The organism is Citrobacter sp. Res13-Sevr-PEB04-36 (genome assembly GCF_015672735.1).
Classification (GTDB): Bacteria; Pseudomonadota; Gammaproteobacteria; order Enterobacterales; family Enterobacteriaceae; genus Citrobacter.
This window is the reverse complement of sequence record NZ_JADABY010000078.1, coordinates 15328-30811: the sequence shown is the minus strand read 5'-3', so window position 1 is coordinate 30811 and position 15484 is coordinate 15328. Positions and strand designations below refer to the sequence as shown.

The window sequence follows — 15484 nt, the reverse complement described above, 5'->3', positions numbered from 1 at the left end:
AGCCAGGGATATCCCCTGAATAAGGGTTATTTCATGCATGTTAATCACCTTAAATAAATAAGTCCTTTTATTACGGAAAAACTGATTTACCTTTTACTCAGGGATCTTTTCTTTTTGATCGCCGGGGACATCCTGAATAAAGATATTTACGCCCTTTTTTTTAATAAACTGAAGGTCATCAAGATCCTGAGCGTTAACATAGACTTTACTGCTGATCTGCTTTTTGCCTTCTGAGAAATGCATATTGCCAACGTTGACAGCGTCCAACGTAATTCCACCTTCAAGAAGCATTCTTACCGTCTGCGGTGTCCGGCAAATAAGGAATATTTTTTGGTGTGGTGCGGCTTTACCAATGACATTGATTGTTTTTTCTATGGAGAAAAATCGGATACCAAAACCGTAGGTTTCTGCAGTAATGCCCATTAGTTTCTGTTGGATCTCATCCTGCGCGACGTCATCATCGACAACGACTAGCAGGTTAGCTCCGATTGTGGATGTCCAGGTAACGCCAACCTGGCCGTGGACTAATCGGTTATCGATACGGGTTAATAAAATATTTGGACTGCTCATAATTAAATCCTCGCCATAAAATATTTGAATAATATAGATTATTGGAATACATTATTATTGCTGTACCGCATCCATAAATTTATTTAGCGTAATTTAAAAAATATGTCTCCTTTGTTATATGATTAGCGAACGCTATCTGATACTCACCAAGTAGCGTTCCTTCATAAAAAATGAAGCCAGAAAGCGGTTATGATAATTCGCGGGCAGGCATTAATCTGTTTGCCGATCCGCAGACATTAATTTTACTGCGCACCACTTCTTTCATGGCATCCATACCGACACGCATGTAGTAACGGGGATCGTTACCCTGTGGATTTTCAGCAAACCACGCTTTAACTGCATCGGCAAAGGCGATTTTTAGTTCGGTGGCGACGTTGACTTTACACACGCCCAACTCAATGGTGCGGCGGACATATTCGTCAGGTACATCACTTGCGCCATGCAGTACTAGTGGAATATCGACCACTTCACGAATTTCCGCCAGACGCTGGAAATCTATTTTAGGGGTTTTGGTGTAGAGACCGTGTGCAGTGCCGATAGCGACGGCGAGGCTGTCTACGCCAGTACATTCGACAAAACGTTTTGCTTCCTGTGGGTCTGTCAGGAAAGCGCTTTCTGCATCCACGCTCATGTCATCTTCAACGCCGCCCAGACGGCCTAATTCTGCTTCAACGCTGCAATCTTTGGCGTGGCAAAAATCCACCACTGATTTCACCAGCTTTACGTTTTCCTCGAACGGGAAATGGCTGCCGTCGATCATGGCACTACGAACTCCTGCGTTCACTTTACGACGAATATCGTCCAGCGACTCATGGTGATCAAGATGTAGAGCCAACGGCATGTCATAGCTGGTGGAGTAGGCGCTGCACAGTGCGTAGATCTCTTCCAGGGCAATATGCTTAAAGGTGCCGGGCGTTCCGGCGAGGATCACCGGCGATCGCATTTCATTGCATACTTCGAGGATCGCCTGGATTGTTTCGGCATTGTGAATGTTAAAAGCAGGTACGGCATAACCCTTTACCTGGGCATCCTGCAGGAGGTACTTCGTAGAAATAATGCTCATGATGCGTTTCCTCTTAAGCCTGCCATGGATGAATAACGACGCCTTGCACTACGCGGTTGACTGTACCGCTGGCAGAAGGGGTATCCGGTGTATTGCCGATATTGATGGATTGCGTCAGTGCGAAAACCTGGGCATACATCAGGAAGCAGAAGGCGAGTTCCATATCGATGAAAGGGCGTGAAGGCGGCAACAGAATATGTGGGCCGGATTCAATAATGGCATCGGTCTCTGCGGCAATGGCGACAACTCGGAGTGCTTGTTGATCGCGGCGTAGCTCCGCCAGCAGATCGAGATCGTACTGACGTGTGTAGGAATGGCTGGAGACAAACACCACGACCAGCGTTTCGTTATCGACCAGTGATTTAGGACCATGGCGAAAACCGGTTGGCGAGTCATAGAATGCGGCCAATTTACCTGCTGTAAGTTCCAGAACTTTCAGCGCTGATTCACGTGCAACACCTTGTAACCCACCGCTGCCGAGGTAAACGATCCGTTTCCACGGTTCGTTACCAAACACGCCGTGGCTGAAATCGCCCAGTGACGTCAGGATCGTTTGACAGCGATCGGCCACGTCGCGGAACGTGTGGCTGTTAATTTTCTCTGGAGCAAATACGGCCAGGCAACTGGCCATCATAGTGGTAATGCTGCTGGTCATCGCGAAACCGCGATCGTGCGTTTCCGCAGGCATTAGCAGTGCAAACGCGTTATCGCTGTCGACCGCGTTTTGGTACAGGCTACCAGCTTCGTTACAGGTGATTGAGAGGTGATAGCACTCAGGTACAAACTGATTAGCCAGCTCAACTGCTGCAACGCTCTCCGGGCTGTTACCAGACCGGGCGAAAGAGACCAGCAGTAGCGGATGCGCAGGTGCCAAATAATCCATCGGATTGGTGACCAGATCGGTCGTTGGTACGGCGCTGATGTTCTTCCCTGTGTGGCTGGCGAGCCATGGGGCAATAATGTCACCGATAAACGCGGAAGTTCCTGCACCCGTCAGTACGATCCGCAGATCGCTTTTATGCAGCAAAGGTGCGAGAAAGCTGTCGATAGAGGATCGGATTTTTTCGATATTACTGAGGGAGCGGATCCAACAGGCAGGCTGCTGACGGATTTCTTCTTCTGTCCAGGTGCCTGTTATTGCAGTAACAGGGGTGTAGGTTTCTGGCATAACTTAAGTCCTTAGTCTCGTAAATTCCACATAAGACGCTGGCGAAAATGTCGCTATCTTTCGTTTCGTTTCACTTGTTCATATGATTGATTGATTAAAATTTATAGGAAAGAAATCGAAAGATCAATGATACGAAATGAAATAAAACGAAATTTGTGATCGTGAGAACGATGACTGTATTTATCTTATTGATTTACAAGCAATAGGATTAACACTGTGCGGATTAGTATTTTCTCAATCGAAAGGAAAAGAAAGGCCTGGCAATCGAGGGTTGCAGGCCAACAGGAGATAAAATGAAAGGGCTAGAGGGGGAGAGCCTGACCCTGAATCCAGATTTGTTGTAAATGTAGCCCACTATTAAGCGCGATCGTATCGGCACGCTTGCCCACCGCTAACGATCCCAGCAGGCGATCGATTCCCAACAGGCGCGCAGGGTGGAGTGAGGCCATACGAATGGCCTCTTCTGCCGTTATCCCGGTGAATTCGACCATATTACGTACCGCTGTATCAACCGAGAGCGTACTGCCTGCCAGCCCACCGGAGGCGGTACGCACAATACCGCCGTGCATTTCCACCTCTTCACCGCATAGCGTATAGCGCCCGTCTGGCATTCCAGCAGCCTGCATTGCGTCGGTGATCAGCACCAGCCTGTCTTTCGCGCAGCAGCAGCACAACTTCATGGCTGCCGGGTGGACGTGGTGCCCGTCAGCGATAAGCTCCAGCCAGGCGCGTGGGTCGGTTAACCCTGCGCCAACCATTCCTGGCTCCCGGTGATGTAAGCCGGTCATGCCGTTGTAGCAGTGTACTAACCCGTTTGCACCGGCATCAAAGGCCGCGCGGGTTTGTTCCCAGGTGGCAGCGCTATGACCTAGCATTACCCTGACATCCTGTTGTCTGAGGTGCTGGATAGCTTGCAGTGCACCTGGCTTTTCCGGCGCGAGCGCAACCACGCGCAATGTTTGTTGGGAGATAGCAATTAGCGCATCCAGTTCATTAAGCTCCAGCTCCCTGAAAAGCTCCGGCGGGTGCGCGCCCTTGTTCTGTGGCGTAAAGTACGGACCTTCAAGATAACTGCCCAGCACCTGCGCGCCTGGCCCGCCGGTGTGATAACGATGGGCGATGCGTTCCAGCGTCCTGTGAATATCGTGCAATGGGGCGGTGACGGTGGTGGGTAGCCAATTGGCTACCCCTTCACGCGCTTTGTGCATCGCCAGTTTATCGATCGTATCCGGCGCCTCATCCATCACATCGACGCCTCCACCACCGTGTACGTGGATATCGATGTAAGCCGGACAAAGCAGCTCTGCATCGCGACCCACCACGCCAGAGGGGATAGGCTCAATCGCTGTGATTACACCTTTTTCTATACGCAATTGATGATCGTCCAGCCAGCCCTGCTCAGTCAGTAGACGTCTGGCGCGCAGCAGTTGTGTCATATCCCTTCCTCAACGGGGTGTTCTTCGCGACACCGTCCCAGTTCATCGACCAGGCTGGTCAGACCGCGATGCCCGCACTCCAGTGCTTGTGAACGAAATTCTTCGCTACTCAGGCCATCGCGCTCCAGCACCATCTCCAGCAGCAACTGCAGATTGGTGCCGGTGATCACTTCAGTCCCTTGTTTTTGCATAGCCAGCGTGGAAGCGACGCGAAATGGCGTACCGCCCAACAGGTCTGTCAGAAATACGATATCTTGCTGAGCGTCGAGTTCACTTACCGCCTGTTCAAGCTGCGAGGTGAGTAAGGCAGTCGTTGAAGTTTCTGGAAAGTCGATGGCGATGAACTGCGACTGTTCACCCAGAATCTGTTTCATCGCCTTTTCCATTCCGCTGGCGAACCCGCCATGACCCGTCAAAATAATACCTAACATCTACAACCCCTTGTATTTACAGGAAGTGACAGAACTTGCCTACCACACCGAGCACCACGGTAATGGCGATAAGGCGCAGAGGACTCCAGCCACGACGGACCAGCCAGAACATGGTCAATGTGTAGACCAGCGGCAGAAAAGCTGGCATTAGCTTATCGATAACGTCTGTTTGCAGTTTCACAACCGCATCGCCAGCAGTGATTTCCAGTGTAGTGCTCAGGCGAACATAGGTTGCTACCAGCGCGCCAATCACTGTCATCCCAACGATGGAGGCCGCATGCCCAACCTTCTTGGTATTGGCCTTAATTAGCGGGATGGCCGCGACGCCCATCCGATAAGCGTAGTGTGCCAGACCAAAGCGTAGGCCCAAGTGAACCACGTTGAAAAACACGATAAAAACAACGGCGCCGAGAATAGAACCTTGCAGAGCAAGGCTGGCCCCGATCCCTCCGCAAATGGGCAGTAGCGTTAACCAGAACATCGCATCACCAATGCCGCCGAGTGGTGCACCCACGGCAATCTTGGTACTTTGAATACTGTTCACGTCCTGCTTGGAGCGTTCCATCGCGAGGATGATGCCAATGACAAATGTCACCAGAAATGGATGGGTATTAAAGAAACCCATATGGCCTTTCATTGAACGCGCGAGATCGCGTTTATTGGTATGAATTTTTTTCAGTGCGGGCAGCAGACCGTACAACCATCCTGATGCCTGCATACGTTCGTAGTTAAAGGATGCTTGTAGCAGCATGGAGCGCCAGGCTACGCGGTTAATGTCTTTTTTCGTCAGCTCCGCACCAATGTTCTGGTCTTCATAGATATTTTCATTGGTACCGGTAAGCAGCGTATCTTCGGTATCGGAAGCGTTCGGCAGAGCCGTTTGGTTAGATTCCATCTTCGAATTCCTCTTTTTGTGCTGCTGGGGCCGTAGGTTCAGGTGATTTACGCAGAAAATCGATCAGTGCCATTGCCAACGCGGCGGCGGCGATCGCCAGTACCGGGAGTTTGAGCCAGGCTGCGGCAACAAAACCCAGGATGAAATAGGGGATGTAGACGTTTTTCATCATGATTTTCAGCAGCACGGCAAAACCAATTGCTGGCATGATGCCGCCTGCGACGCCAAGGCCATCAATCAGGCGGGTTGGCAGCACGTCAATGGCGGTTTTGGCATGTTCTGCACCAAAGTAAATAGGCAGGAAGGCGCATAAGAAGTAGAACGTCCCCAGCGCCAGTAACGCCAGATAGTTCACTCGCTCAATTCCGTCTGTATCGGCATTCGCCGCCATCCGATCGCAGCGAGCCATAACCCCTGACATCACGGAGAACAGGAAGGTAATACCCATCTGAACCGCTACGGCGAACGGCACCGCTACGCCGACGGCGACCTCCGGTTTTACGCCGGTGGTAATGGCAAACGTTGTTCCGACAATGGTCCCGATGATAACGTTCGGCGGCTGAGCGCCCGCCAGAGGGGCCAGACCCATCCAGACCAGTTCCAGCGTACCACCGGTTAAAATACCGGTATGTAGATCGCCCGGTATCAGCCCGACCAACGGTCCAAGAACTACCGGGCGGTGCATATGCGTTAACCCGTTGAACATATCCAGGCCTGCGATAAAGGCGAGAATACCCAACGCAAAAGCCTGCAACAGACTAATTTCCATTGTGAATTCCTCAGAGAAGTTTAAAGAGGTCCTGGGCGGGTTCGGTTGGAACGCCCTGAACGAAACATTCCACACCGGCGGCTTTCAGCCCGTTAAACGCCGTAATATCGTTAGCGTCCACAGAAACAGTTTTTGCGATTTGCTGCTTGCCATTGGCGTAGTGCATATTGCCAACGTTGATGCGGTCAACAGGCACACCGCCTTCAACCAGGCGAAAGAAATCTGCGGGTGATTTGCAGACCAACAGAATTTTCTGTCGATCGGCGGCCCGATGAATATTGTCGATCACCTTTTGCAGTGACCAGAAGCGCACCGCGATTCCTTCTGCGAGCACCATTTCCATTAGGTTTTGCTGAACCTGATCTTCAGCGACTTCATCATTGGCAACCAGAACCAGATTTGCCCCCGCAAATCCGACCCATTGCACACCGACCTGACCGTGAATTAAACGTTCGTCAATGCGACTTAATACAATGTTTGGCATAGCGTTTTTCTCTTTCTTGTTATGCATTATGGGATGATGCGCCCTGGCAGGCACGGTGGTATTGCTGCAGTATGTCCTGAATATGGTTAATGATGAGCTCTCGTGGTGTGGCGTTGAGACCTCCCTCGCGCACTTTTACGTACTGTAACGGTAAGTACTGGCTGATGAGCGGCAGTGGAATAGGATCGTCCGCCAGGTTGCGAACAAGTCGATCAAAGGCATCATCGATCTGACTATCTGGCCAATAGTAACGAACCCGATCGGAGTAACTGTAACCACGCGCCAGACGGCGTGCGTTGCCATCTCCGTGGTAATGGCTTTGCCAGTATTCCGGGCGATCGAGCATCACGCTTTCCAGAACATGGCGCAGACCGGAGCAGGCTTTCGCCGGCAATAATTCTTCTTCAATAGCGGCCAGTGAGAACAGCGCTTCACGCAGGGCGAAGGTCAGGGCTGGGCCAACCTTCAGGATTGCGAAGTGGTCTTTGACCAGCTGGCGTAGTGACTGTGGTGTTTGATAATCAGTGGAATGCGCTTCAAAGACCAATGTGTCGTAGGCTTCGACCATCTTGCTTAAGGCGACGGCTTTTTGTGGCTGATAATCAATGATGTGCGTGTGATCGAATTCGACGCCGGGCTGTACAACCAGCGCGATAATGCGTGGCCAGATGGCGTCCAGGCCCTGTTTTTCAAACGCATGATGGTGAGCTTCCAGCGTGGTGCGTGCTGCGTCAGGCGTGGTAACCTCCAGCTCCGTTAACGTTTCGTGGGCACCGCCGGGAACCGGAACTTCTGTGCCGATCACGTAAACCAGGTCGGACTCGCCAAAATGAGCTGTACAGGTTTCTTCGGCGACCTTCGCCAGACGTGCGGCACGCTCAGCGACGATAGCATCTGTTAATGGAACAGGATCGCCCTGGCAGGACATACTGCAATCCAGGTGGATTTTTTTAAATCCCGCCGCCACGTAACTTTTGATGAGATCGTCGGCATTGGCCATTGCTTGTTCTGCAGGCAAGTTTTGCCAGCGATTAGGGCCAAGATGGTCACCACCTAAAATCAGTTGGTCGTGGGGAAAATCAAACGAATCGGCCAGGCTGTACACAAAACGGCGAAAATCGGCTGGCGTCATGCCCGTATAGCCGCCAAACTGGTCAACCTGATTGGATGTTGCTTCAATTAGCAGCGGTGTCTGGTTTTCGTGGGCGTAGCGTATTGCTGATTCCAGTACCAGTGGATGCGCAGAACAAACAGCATAAATCCCGTTTGTCTCCCCTCGTTTATGCTGCTCCACCATTGTAGTTAGATGTTTCACTTTCCTCTCCAGGTCAGATTACGACGACATCAATCTTTCGTTTTGTTTCATTTGATACTGCGTCATGTCGCTATAAAAATAAAATGAAAGATATTTGTTTTCCGATCTGTTTCACAAAAGAAACATAATGAAAGGCTTCAGCGACGGTTCCACCGATGACTGAGCCGGTTGTGGCGCTTGCAATCCGGCAAAAGAAAGGCGTTAATAGGCAAAACGAAATGAAACGAAAGAATTAACTAAAGGATTTCTTATGAGCAATACTGATTCTGCAAGTAAGCGGGTAACAGGTACCAGCGAGCGGCGTGAGCAGATCATCCAGCGGTTGCGGCAGCAAGGAAGCGTGCAGGTGAACGATCTTTCTGTTTTGTTCGGTGTCTCTACGGTGACGATCCGCAACGATCTGGCTTTTCTGGAAAAGCAGGGCATTGCCGTTCGTGCCTATGGCGGGGCGCTGATCTGCGACAGCAACACGCCTGGGGCTGAGCCTTCAGTTGAAGACAAAAGCTCGCTGAATACTGCGGTAAAACGCAGCATTGCCAGGGCTGCCGCTGAACTGATCAAGCCTGGGCATCGTGTGATCCTTGATTCTGGTACCACGACCTATGAAATTGCTCGCCTGATGCGCCAACATACCGATGTGATTGCAATGACTAACGGTATGAACGTCGCCAGTGCCTTGCTGGAAGCTGAAGGTGTTGAGCTGCTGATGACCGGCGGACATCTGCGTCGCCAGTCGCTGTCTTTTTATGGCGATCAGGCCGAGCAGTCTTTGCAGAATTACCACTTCGACATGCTGTTTCTCGGCGTCGATGCTATTGATTTAGAACGCGGTGTCAGTACGCACAATGAAGACGAAGCCAGGCTTAACCGCCGGATGTGCGAAGTGGCAGAACGGATTATTGTGGTGACTGATTCCAGCAAGTTCAATCGTTCCAGTCTGCATAAGATCGTTGATACGCAACGTATTCATACCATTATTGTTGATGAAGGTATTCCAGCGGAATGCCTACAAGAATTACACCGTAGTGGTGTCGAGGTGATCATTGTTCAGTAATGCCGTCCTGGCATTAAAATTCAGAAGTGTGATTTCCTTCAATTAAACAGAAATAAAAAATAAGCGGGCTTTTTCAGCGAGCCCGCTTTCGTTTTTCAGCCTTTTTCCACCACCTCATTTCACCTACCTCCTTTCATTTTTTCGTTTTTCCCCTTTCGGTTTGTCTACAGTGAAAGAAAAACCCTGTTTTTTCCGAAAATCAACGCTGGAATAGTGTTCACAAATTCACCTTATGGCTTCTGATGTAATATATTCAAAACAAAACGAAAGTGCTAAAGCGCTAAAACATAACAACATGAATATTTGATGGAGCAATAGAAATGCTGGATAACTTAAGACGTCGCGAACAGATTATCGACCTGCTGTGCGATCAAGGCAGTGTTCGTGTGGAGCCGCTCAGCGTCCATTTTGGTGTGTCATCTGTCACGATCCGCAACGACTTGCGTTATCTGGAGCAGAAAGGGTGCGTCATGCGCTCTTACGGTGGTGCGGTACTAAATCAACATTTTGCGCTTGATCGGCCCTTGCAGGATAAGGACCGACTGAATCGCGACGTGAAATCACGCATTGCGGAGAAAGCCGCCAGTTTTGTGAAAGATGGCGACACGTTAATTCTTGATTCCGGTTCGACGACCACGCTCATTCCCCCCTGCTAAAAAATCGCCGCGATCTGGTAGTGATGACCAATGCGCTTAACATAGCCTGGGAGCTCGCTAACTTTGAACGTGTGGATGTCATGATTCTGGGCGGAAATGTAAGGCAGAGCGTGTATTCCCTGTATGGTCCGTCGGCGGAGCACCAGCTCAGGCAATATCGGTTTGATAAGCTGTTTTTAGGTGTGGATGGATTCTGTCTGGAAGCGGGGATTACCACACCACATCCGGGTGAGGCGCACCTCAACCAGGTGATGTGTCAGGTTGCGCAGGAAGTTACCGTGGTGGCTGATTCCAGCAAGTTTGGTCGCAAAAGTTTTTGCATGATTAGCGAAATCAGCGGGATTGATCGCATCATTACTGACAGCGGTATTCCGGATCATTACCATCAGGCTTTGATCCAGCTCGGTATTGATGTGGTGATAGCCGACGAATAAAAGGTTGGCGAGACGCGCTCGCCAACCACTGTTTTAGTGGACAGGCGTTCCTTGCTCTACCAGTAACAATGCTGCGCCACGTACGCCGCTCGATGCGCCATGGATGGCAGGGAATACACGGGCTGGCTCCAGCCCCGGGAAAAGATAACGCGACATGGCGGTAGGCAGTAACGTATAGATTTCCTCAATATTGGAAACGCCGCCACCAAGGACAAAGGCATCGACATCCAGGATCAGCTGTAATTGTGCCAGCGTGCAGCCCAGCATATCTATCCACGCCTCAACAGTTGTTACCGCACTGGCGTTGCCATGACGATAGTGCTCCAGTAGGGTCTCCATCTTGAGCTGCTCACCGCTGAAGTGCTTGTGCAGCCAAAGTAGGCCAGGACCGGATTGATAACGTTCCAGGCAGCCTTGTAGGCCACAGCCACACTTCAGTTCGGGCAGGTGATATCGACGCATAAACGTTGCCGGAAGCGGTAAATGACCAAACTCACTCGCCATTCGGTTACGGCCCCGATACAGTTGGCCATTGATGACTAACCCTCCGCCCATTCCGGTGCCAATGATAGCGCCAAAAATTCTGGAGAACTGACGAGCCTGCTGGGTATGGGCTTCCGACAGCGCGAAGCAGCAGCAGTCATTGTCCAGCTCAACCGAACGGTTAAGGCGACGAGCCAGGTCGTCCATCACCTGACGCCCGGTCAGGCAGGGCACGTTAGATGACAGCAATTTGCCGGTATGTCTGTCCATTAATCCGGGCATCCCGATGCCAATTTTACCCTGTGTGCCCGTCGCCCAGTCGGCGGTATCAATAAGAGAAGTAAAAGTCGAAAGAAAGAGCTCATAATCCTGAACCGGCGTGGCAACGCGCTTGCGCCAGCAAACCTGCATTTCCTTATCAAAGGCGACAATTTCTGTTTTTGTTCCGCCAATATCAACACCGTAAAACATGCTTCATCTCCTCCGGCTTTACAGCTTCACCAGACAGTTTTCCTTGCGTGCGCGCTCTGCGGCAAAGACCATTAAGTGGCTCTCCAGTGACTCATCCGGGCCGGAGAGGATCATGCTCTGATCTTCCGCCATCACTGCGTGGATAAAGCGATCCATCAGATAGTAGTCACCGCCGCCATGGCCCCCCATCTGTGTTTGCGTCCCTTCGGCGATCTCCTCGATTTCATGGACAGTTTCTTTGTCGGTCAGGAAATCAAACACCCGAATCTGCTCGCCATCTCCTTCCAGATAACCTCGGGTACCAAACAGACGTGTCTTTCTGTCTTCCATTTTGGTAAATGCGGTCATGGTAAACGTCACCGTCTGCTGGTGGGCAAAACGTAAGTTAACAACCTGATGGTCCACCACGTCGTTATCACAACGATAAACGCAGCGGCCATATGGTCCTTCACGCAATGCCTGACGTACATTCTCTTCGCTGGGATCGGCGGTCAGAACGCGACGGAAGTGTGGAGTGCATTTGTGATTTTCACCCAGATAAATTTTGCAAGCGGACCAGGGACATGTTGGCTCAACCTGGCAATCGAGGCAGCGATCTGCTGCTCCTGCCGGTTGGTTTTCTTTTACGAAATGGCTCAGGCTGCCAAACGAACCCACATCCCGGCAGTTGTCGCCCATGATGTAGCGGATCCAGTCCATATCATGACAGGATTTTTGCAGCAGCATAAACGATGACTCCGCCTCGTTACGCCAGTTACCGCGTACGAAAGAGTGGGCCTGATGCCAGTAGCCGACCGGTTCGAGGTGTTGCATGCTGACAATGTCACCAATCGCGCCGTCATCAAGCAGGGATTTCAGTTTTTGCGTATAGCGCGTGTAGCGCAGAACGTGGGCGACGGCCAGCAGGACGTTATTGCGTTTGACCGCATCAATGATGATACGACAATCTTCTGGCGTCGGGGCGAGCGGTTTTTCCAGCAAGATATGATAGCCAAGGTTGGCAAATGCCACTGCAGGGTCTTTGTGCATATTATCTTGCGTACAAATAAGCACCACGTCAGCCATTTTTGGCTGGTCAGCGGCTTCTTGCCAGTCGTGAAATACGTTATTTCGATCAATGTTGTGCTGCTCAACAAATTGCTGGCGATAAGCTTCTCTGGGTTCAGCAACGCCGATCACCTGCATTCTGTCCGGATGCTCAAGCGCATAGCGTGAATATATTTCGCCGCGCGCACCTGCCCCTACCACTAAAACAGTCACTTTATTTGCACACATATAAACCTCTCATTTTGTACCCAGCCCGAATGACGGTCAGGCCAAATTCTCTTCATGTTGCTTATCAAATAAAAAGGCGGCTTCAAGATTAAATTTAACGTTGATAGATTCGCCCGGTAGAGGGTTCCAGTCCGGTGAGGAGTTAATTCGCAAAATCATATGTTGCTCACCAATATCAAAATGCAGGAGATCTTCATTGCCCATTCTTTCTACGTTGGCAATTTTTGCGTTGAATGCGGAATTATCACCCTGTGGCGCTAGCTGAATAGCTTCCGGACGGATGCCAAACCAGACGCTGGTATGCGGATATTGCTCCAGCAGGCCAGCCAGTCGCGTATTCAATGGCAGGATCAAATTGTCTGCCAGGCGGAGTCCCCGACCGCCGGATTCGACATTGAGAAGCAGAATATTCATCGCGGGATTACCAATAAAACCGGCCACGAACTTATTCTTTGGATGATGGTAGATATTGCCGGGGGTATCGACCTGCATAATACGGCCGCCGTTAAGAACGCAAATCCGATCCCCCATGGTCATGGCTTCAATTTGATCGTGGGTGACATACACCATCGTGGCGCTGACGCCTTCGCTACGCAGTTGGCGGTGAAGCTCAGTCAACCGTACACGCATCGAAACACGCAATTTGGCATCGAGGTTAGACAGCGGTTCATCAAATAAAAAGACTTCAGGCTTGCGCACAATGGCTCTGCCAACGGCCACGCGCTGGCATTGCCCACCTGAAAGCTGGCCCGGTTTTTTATCAAGTAGCGTTTCAATTTCCAGCTTGTGCGCCGCTTCCCGTACGCGCACATCAATTTCCTGCTTGTTCATTTTTCCCTGCAGACTGAACGCCATATTTTTATAAATCGTCATATGGGGATACAGGGCATAGTTCTGGAAGACCATTGCAACGCCGCGTTCTTTCGGCAGTAGATCGTTCACGCAGCGTTTCCCGATGGCAATATGACCCTGTGTGATATCTTCCAGTCCGGCGATCATGCGTAGTAGTGTTGATTTTGCGCAGCCCGATGGCCCAACAAAAACCATAAATTCGCCATCGTGAATTTCGAGGTCAACGCCATGAATCGCCTGAAAACCATTGGGATAGACTTTGCTTACTGCCTGTAACTGAATACCTGACATAACACTGCCCCTTATCCTTTAATTCCGGCACCTGCGATGCCGCGAATAAAATAGCGCTGGAAGAAAATATAAAGTAACAACATAGGGATAATCGCCAGCAATGCGCCCGCCATTAACATCGGATATTCAACACCTGAGCGGCCAGAAAGCGAGGCCAGTCCTACAGGTAGCGTCATTTTGTCCATTGACGTATTGACGATCAGTGGCCACATCAAATTATTCCAGCTCCATAGTCCGTTAATAATGACGCAGGCAATCAGTCCTGGTTTAATTAACGGCAGCATGATTTTGAAAAATATCGTCAGGTGGTTGTAGCCATCCATAATGGCAGCTTCTTCAAGTTCTTTCGGTACGGACAGAAAAAACTGGCGCAATAAAAAGGCGCTATAAATACTGAATAATCCTGGAAGCACCAGACCTGGAATAGAGTTCAACAGACCCATTTTCTCAACGGTTAAAAACTGCGGGATCAAAAAGATCTGTCCGGGCACCATCAGAATCGAAATGCACAGCATAAACAGGACATCGCGCCCTTTGAAACGCAGGCGCGAGAAACCATATGCCGCCATGGCCGCAATCAGTGTCTGCAAAATAACGATGACTAACGTGGAGATGATCGAGTTAACGTAAAAACTGCCAAAGGGCATTTCATGTAAGATTTTGTAGTAAGCCTGAAACCCTGGACTGGCGGGCAGCAGGACCGGGGGAAAGGCGATACTTTCTGCCTGGGTTTTAAAAGATGTGATGATCATCCAGATAAAGGGAACCACCGTGACCAGCGTCGCCAGGGTCATCAGGCCGTAAATAAGCCATTTTTCACGTTTTGTCATAAACATAGCGGTGCCTTACTGTGCCTTAAGTCGTTTGCCAAGCCATACCTGCAGCAAGGTCAGTACCATCGTGATCACAAATATCACTACGGCAATGGCTGAGGCATACCCTTTTTCGTGGTAGATGAAGGCGTATTTGTAGAAGAGATAGGCGATGGTCATCGTTTGATCGTCAACCATGGACGAACTGCCAAACAGCAGATACACGACATCGAAAATTTGCAGCGTTTCGATAAACGAGATCACCAGAACGAAAAACAGCGTCGGAATCATCAACGGTAAGGTGATAGACCAGAATCCGCGTAATTTGCTGATGCCGTCCAGGGACATCGCTTCATAAATCTGTTTGGGGATCCCCTGTAGCCCGGCAAGCAGAATGATCATCTTTAGCGCAATCGCCGACCAGATAATGACCAGTGAGGCGCTCAGGCGGACAACGTCGGGGTCGGATAACCAACCTATGGCGGGGATATCAAAGAAAGCCAGGATCTGATTAATTAAACCGAAGTTACGGTTCATAAGCCATTGCCAGACCATCGCAATCGCCGCAGGCATGGTGACAGCGGGCAGGAACAGCAATGTGCGAAATAGCCACTGACCGCGTATTGCTTGATTCAGACCAATGGCTAGCAGTAATGATAGGATGGTGATAATCGGTACACAAATAAAGACATAGGCCAGCGTGTTATATATTGCTGAGCGAAATTCATCATCGCTAAATAAATTAATATAATTATCTAAGCTTAGCGTGGTCCATATTTGAAATTCACCAAGGTCGGTGAAACTATAGAAAACGTTCTGGAAGAATGGTGTAAAGTAGAAAATTATTAATCCCACCAGCAGAGGAAGGATCATTATCCAACCCCAAAATCGTTCTTCTTTCTCCAGCTTAGAAAGGGCTTTTTTCTGTTCTTCCCTGGCCGGTAATTGCGGGGATGCAGCTTCATCTGAATAGCTCATACAGACTCCGGGATGCTCACTTTACGATCAAACAATAGGGCGGAGGT

At 50.3% G+C, this 15484-nt stretch carries 15 protein-coding genes and 1 pseudogene; 2 read left to right on the top strand and 14 right to left on the bottom strand.

What is annotated here, in order from left to right; translation table 11 throughout:
• Positions 1 to 93: 93 nt before the first annotated feature.
• The 9 genes from agaB to kbaZ form a co-directional block, all read right to left on the bottom strand.
• On the bottom strand, positions 94 to 570 hold the full coding sequence (agaB, locus tag IMQ48_RS22025; protein WP_196210668.1) for a PTS galactosamine transporter subunit IIB: 477 nt from the start codon (positions 568 to 570) through the stop codon (positions 94 to 96).
• A 187-nt stretch (positions 571 to 757) separates the two neighbouring features.
• A complete protein-coding gene (gene kbaY, locus IMQ48_RS22020) occupies positions 758 to 1633 on the bottom strand; it encodes a tagatose-bisphosphate aldolase subunit KbaY (protein WP_196210667.1) in 876 nt (291 codons plus the stop codon).
• A gap of 13 nt (positions 1634 to 1646) precedes the next feature.
• On the bottom strand, positions 1647 to 2801 hold the full coding sequence (locus IMQ48_RS22015) for an AgaS family sugar isomerase (RefSeq protein WP_196210666.1): 1155 nt from the start codon (positions 2799 to 2801) through the stop codon (positions 1647 to 1649).
• A gap of 302 nt (positions 2802 to 3103) precedes the next feature.
• Positions 3104 to 4237: an N-acetylglucosamine-6-phosphate deacetylase gene (gene nagA / locus IMQ48_RS22010; protein ID WP_196210665.1), complete on the bottom strand. Its 1134-nt coding sequence runs from the start codon at positions 4235 to 4237 to the stop codon at positions 3104 to 3106.
• The gene (gene agaF / locus IMQ48_RS22005) at positions 4234 to 4668 is read right to left on the bottom strand and encodes a PTS galactosamine/N-acetylgalactosamine transporter subunit IIA (RefSeq protein ID WP_196210664.1); all 435 of its coding nucleotides are present in this window, start codon (positions 4666 to 4668) and stop codon (positions 4234 to 4236) included. Before agaF ends, nagA begins: the two co-directional genes overlap by 4 nt.
• Before the next feature lie 16 nt (positions 4669 to 4684).
• The gene (gene agaE / locus IMQ48_RS22000) at positions 4685 to 5563 is read right to left on the bottom strand and encodes a PTS N-acetylgalactosamine transporter subunit IID (protein WP_196210663.1); all 879 of its coding nucleotides are present in this window, start codon (positions 5561 to 5563) and stop codon (positions 4685 to 4687) included.
• A complete protein-coding gene (agaW, locus tag IMQ48_RS21995; RefSeq protein WP_196210662.1) occupies positions 5553 to 6332 on the bottom strand; it encodes a PTS N-acetylgalactosamine transporter subunit IIC in 780 nt (259 codons plus the stop codon). Before agaW ends, agaE begins: the two co-directional genes overlap by 11 nt.
• Positions 6333 to 6342: 10 nt before the next feature.
• On the bottom strand, positions 6343 to 6816 hold the full coding sequence (agaV, locus tag IMQ48_RS21990; protein WP_196210661.1) for a PTS N-acetylgalactosamine transporter subunit IIB: 474 nt from the start codon (positions 6814 to 6816) through the stop codon (positions 6343 to 6345).
• Between the two features lie 19 nt (positions 6817 to 6835).
• The gene (gene kbaZ, locus IMQ48_RS21985) at positions 6836 to 8131 is read right to left on the bottom strand and encodes a tagatose-bisphosphate aldolase subunit KbaZ (protein ID WP_196210660.1); all 1296 of its coding nucleotides are present in this window, start codon (positions 8129 to 8131) and stop codon (positions 6836 to 6838) included.
• A gap of 250 nt (positions 8132 to 8381) precedes the next feature.
• Between kbaZ and IMQ48_RS21980 the strand changes: the two genes are divergently transcribed.
• A complete protein-coding gene (locus IMQ48_RS21980; RefSeq protein ID WP_196210659.1) occupies positions 8382 to 9185 on the top strand; it encodes a DeoR family transcriptional regulator in 804 nt (267 codons plus the stop codon).
• Between the two features lie 320 nt (positions 9186 to 9505).
• Positions 9506 to 10275: pseudogene (agaR, locus tag IMQ48_RS21975) on the top strand (transcriptional repressor AgaR).
• Positions 10276 to 10308: 33 nt separating this feature from the next.
• Here the strand turns inward: agaR and IMQ48_RS21970 are convergent.
• The 5 genes from IMQ48_RS21970 to IMQ48_RS21950 are packed head-to-tail and all read right to left on the bottom strand — an operon-like array spanning position 10309 to position 15437.
• Positions 10309 to 11229 (bottom strand): ROK family protein, encoded by a 921-nt coding sequence (locus IMQ48_RS21970; RefSeq protein WP_196210658.1) that lies wholly within the window; start codon positions 11227 to 11229, stop codon positions 10309 to 10311.
• A gap of 18 nt (positions 11230 to 11247) precedes the next feature.
• Positions 11248 to 12504, bottom strand: coding sequence for a Gfo/Idh/MocA family protein (locus IMQ48_RS21965; protein ID WP_196210657.1), 1257 nt, complete (start codon positions 12502 to 12504; stop codon positions 11248 to 11250).
• Positions 12505 to 12540: 36 nt separating this feature from the next.
• A complete protein-coding gene (locus IMQ48_RS21960) occupies positions 12541 to 13647 on the bottom strand; it encodes an ABC transporter ATP-binding protein (protein WP_196210656.1) in 1107 nt (368 codons plus the stop codon).
• Positions 13648 to 13658: 11 nt separating this feature from the next.
• Entirely contained in the window at positions 13659 to 14483 is an 825-nt protein-coding gene (locus IMQ48_RS21955; protein ID WP_196210655.1) for a carbohydrate ABC transporter permease, read from the bottom strand.
• 9 nt (positions 14484 to 14492) lie between these two features.
• A complete protein-coding gene (locus IMQ48_RS21950; RefSeq protein WP_196210654.1) occupies positions 14493 to 15437 on the bottom strand; it encodes a carbohydrate ABC transporter permease in 945 nt (314 codons plus the stop codon).
• Positions 15438 to 15484: the final 47 nt, after the last annotated feature.

What these genes read in the sequence shown, in the direction of transcription:
- IMQ48_RS21960 (WP_196210656.1), bottom strand. Translation starts at nt 13,647, where the DNA reads ATGTCAGGTATTCAGTTACAGGCAGTAAGCAAAGTCTATCCCAATGGT.
- IMQ48_RS21980 (WP_196210659.1), top strand. Translation starts at nt 8,382, where the DNA reads ATGAGCAATACTGATTCTGCAAGTAAGCGGGTAACAGGTACCAGCGAG.
- agaV (WP_196210661.1), bottom strand. Translation starts at nt 6,816, where the DNA reads ATGCCAAACATTGTATTAAGTCGCATTGACGAACGTTTAATTCACGGT.
- agaF (WP_196210664.1), bottom strand. Translation starts at nt 4,668, where the DNA reads ATGTTAGGTATTATTTTGACGGGTCATGGCGGGTTCGCCAGCGGAATG.
- IMQ48_RS21970 (WP_196210658.1), bottom strand. Translation starts at nt 11,229, where the DNA reads ATGTTTTACGGTGTTGATATTGGCGGAACAAAAACAGAAATTGTCGCC.
- agaW (WP_196210662.1), bottom strand. Translation starts at nt 6,332, where the DNA reads ATGGAAATTAGTCTGTTGCAGGCTTTTGCGTTGGGTATTCTCGCCTTT.
- kbaY (WP_196210667.1), bottom strand. Translation starts at nt 1,633, where the DNA reads ATGAGCATTATTTCTACGAAGTACCTCCTGCAGGATGCCCAGGTAAAG.
- agaB (WP_196210668.1), bottom strand. Translation starts at nt 570, where the DNA reads ATGAGCAGTCCAAATATTTTATTAACCCGTATCGATAACCGATTAGTC.
- IMQ48_RS22015 (WP_196210666.1), bottom strand. Translation starts at nt 2,801, where the DNA reads ATGCCAGAAACCTACACCCCTGTTACTGCAATAACAGGCACCTGGACA.
- IMQ48_RS21950 (WP_196210654.1), bottom strand. Translation starts at nt 15,437, where the DNA reads ATGAGCTATTCAGATGAAGCTGCATCCCCGCAATTACCGGCCAGGGAA.
- nagA (WP_196210665.1), bottom strand. Translation starts at nt 4,237, where the DNA reads ATGACACAACTGCTGCGCGCCAGACGTCTACTGACTGAGCAGGGCTGG.
- agaE (WP_196210663.1), bottom strand. Translation starts at nt 5,563, where the DNA reads ATGGAATCTAACCAAACGGCTCTGCCGAACGCTTCCGATACCGAAGAT.
- IMQ48_RS21955 (WP_196210655.1), bottom strand. Translation starts at nt 14,483, where the DNA reads ATGTTTATGACAAAACGTGAAAAATGGCTTATTTACGGCCTGATGACC.
- IMQ48_RS21965 (WP_196210657.1), bottom strand. Translation starts at nt 12,504, where the DNA reads ATGTGTGCAAATAAAGTGACTGTTTTAGTGGTAGGGGCAGGTGCGCGC.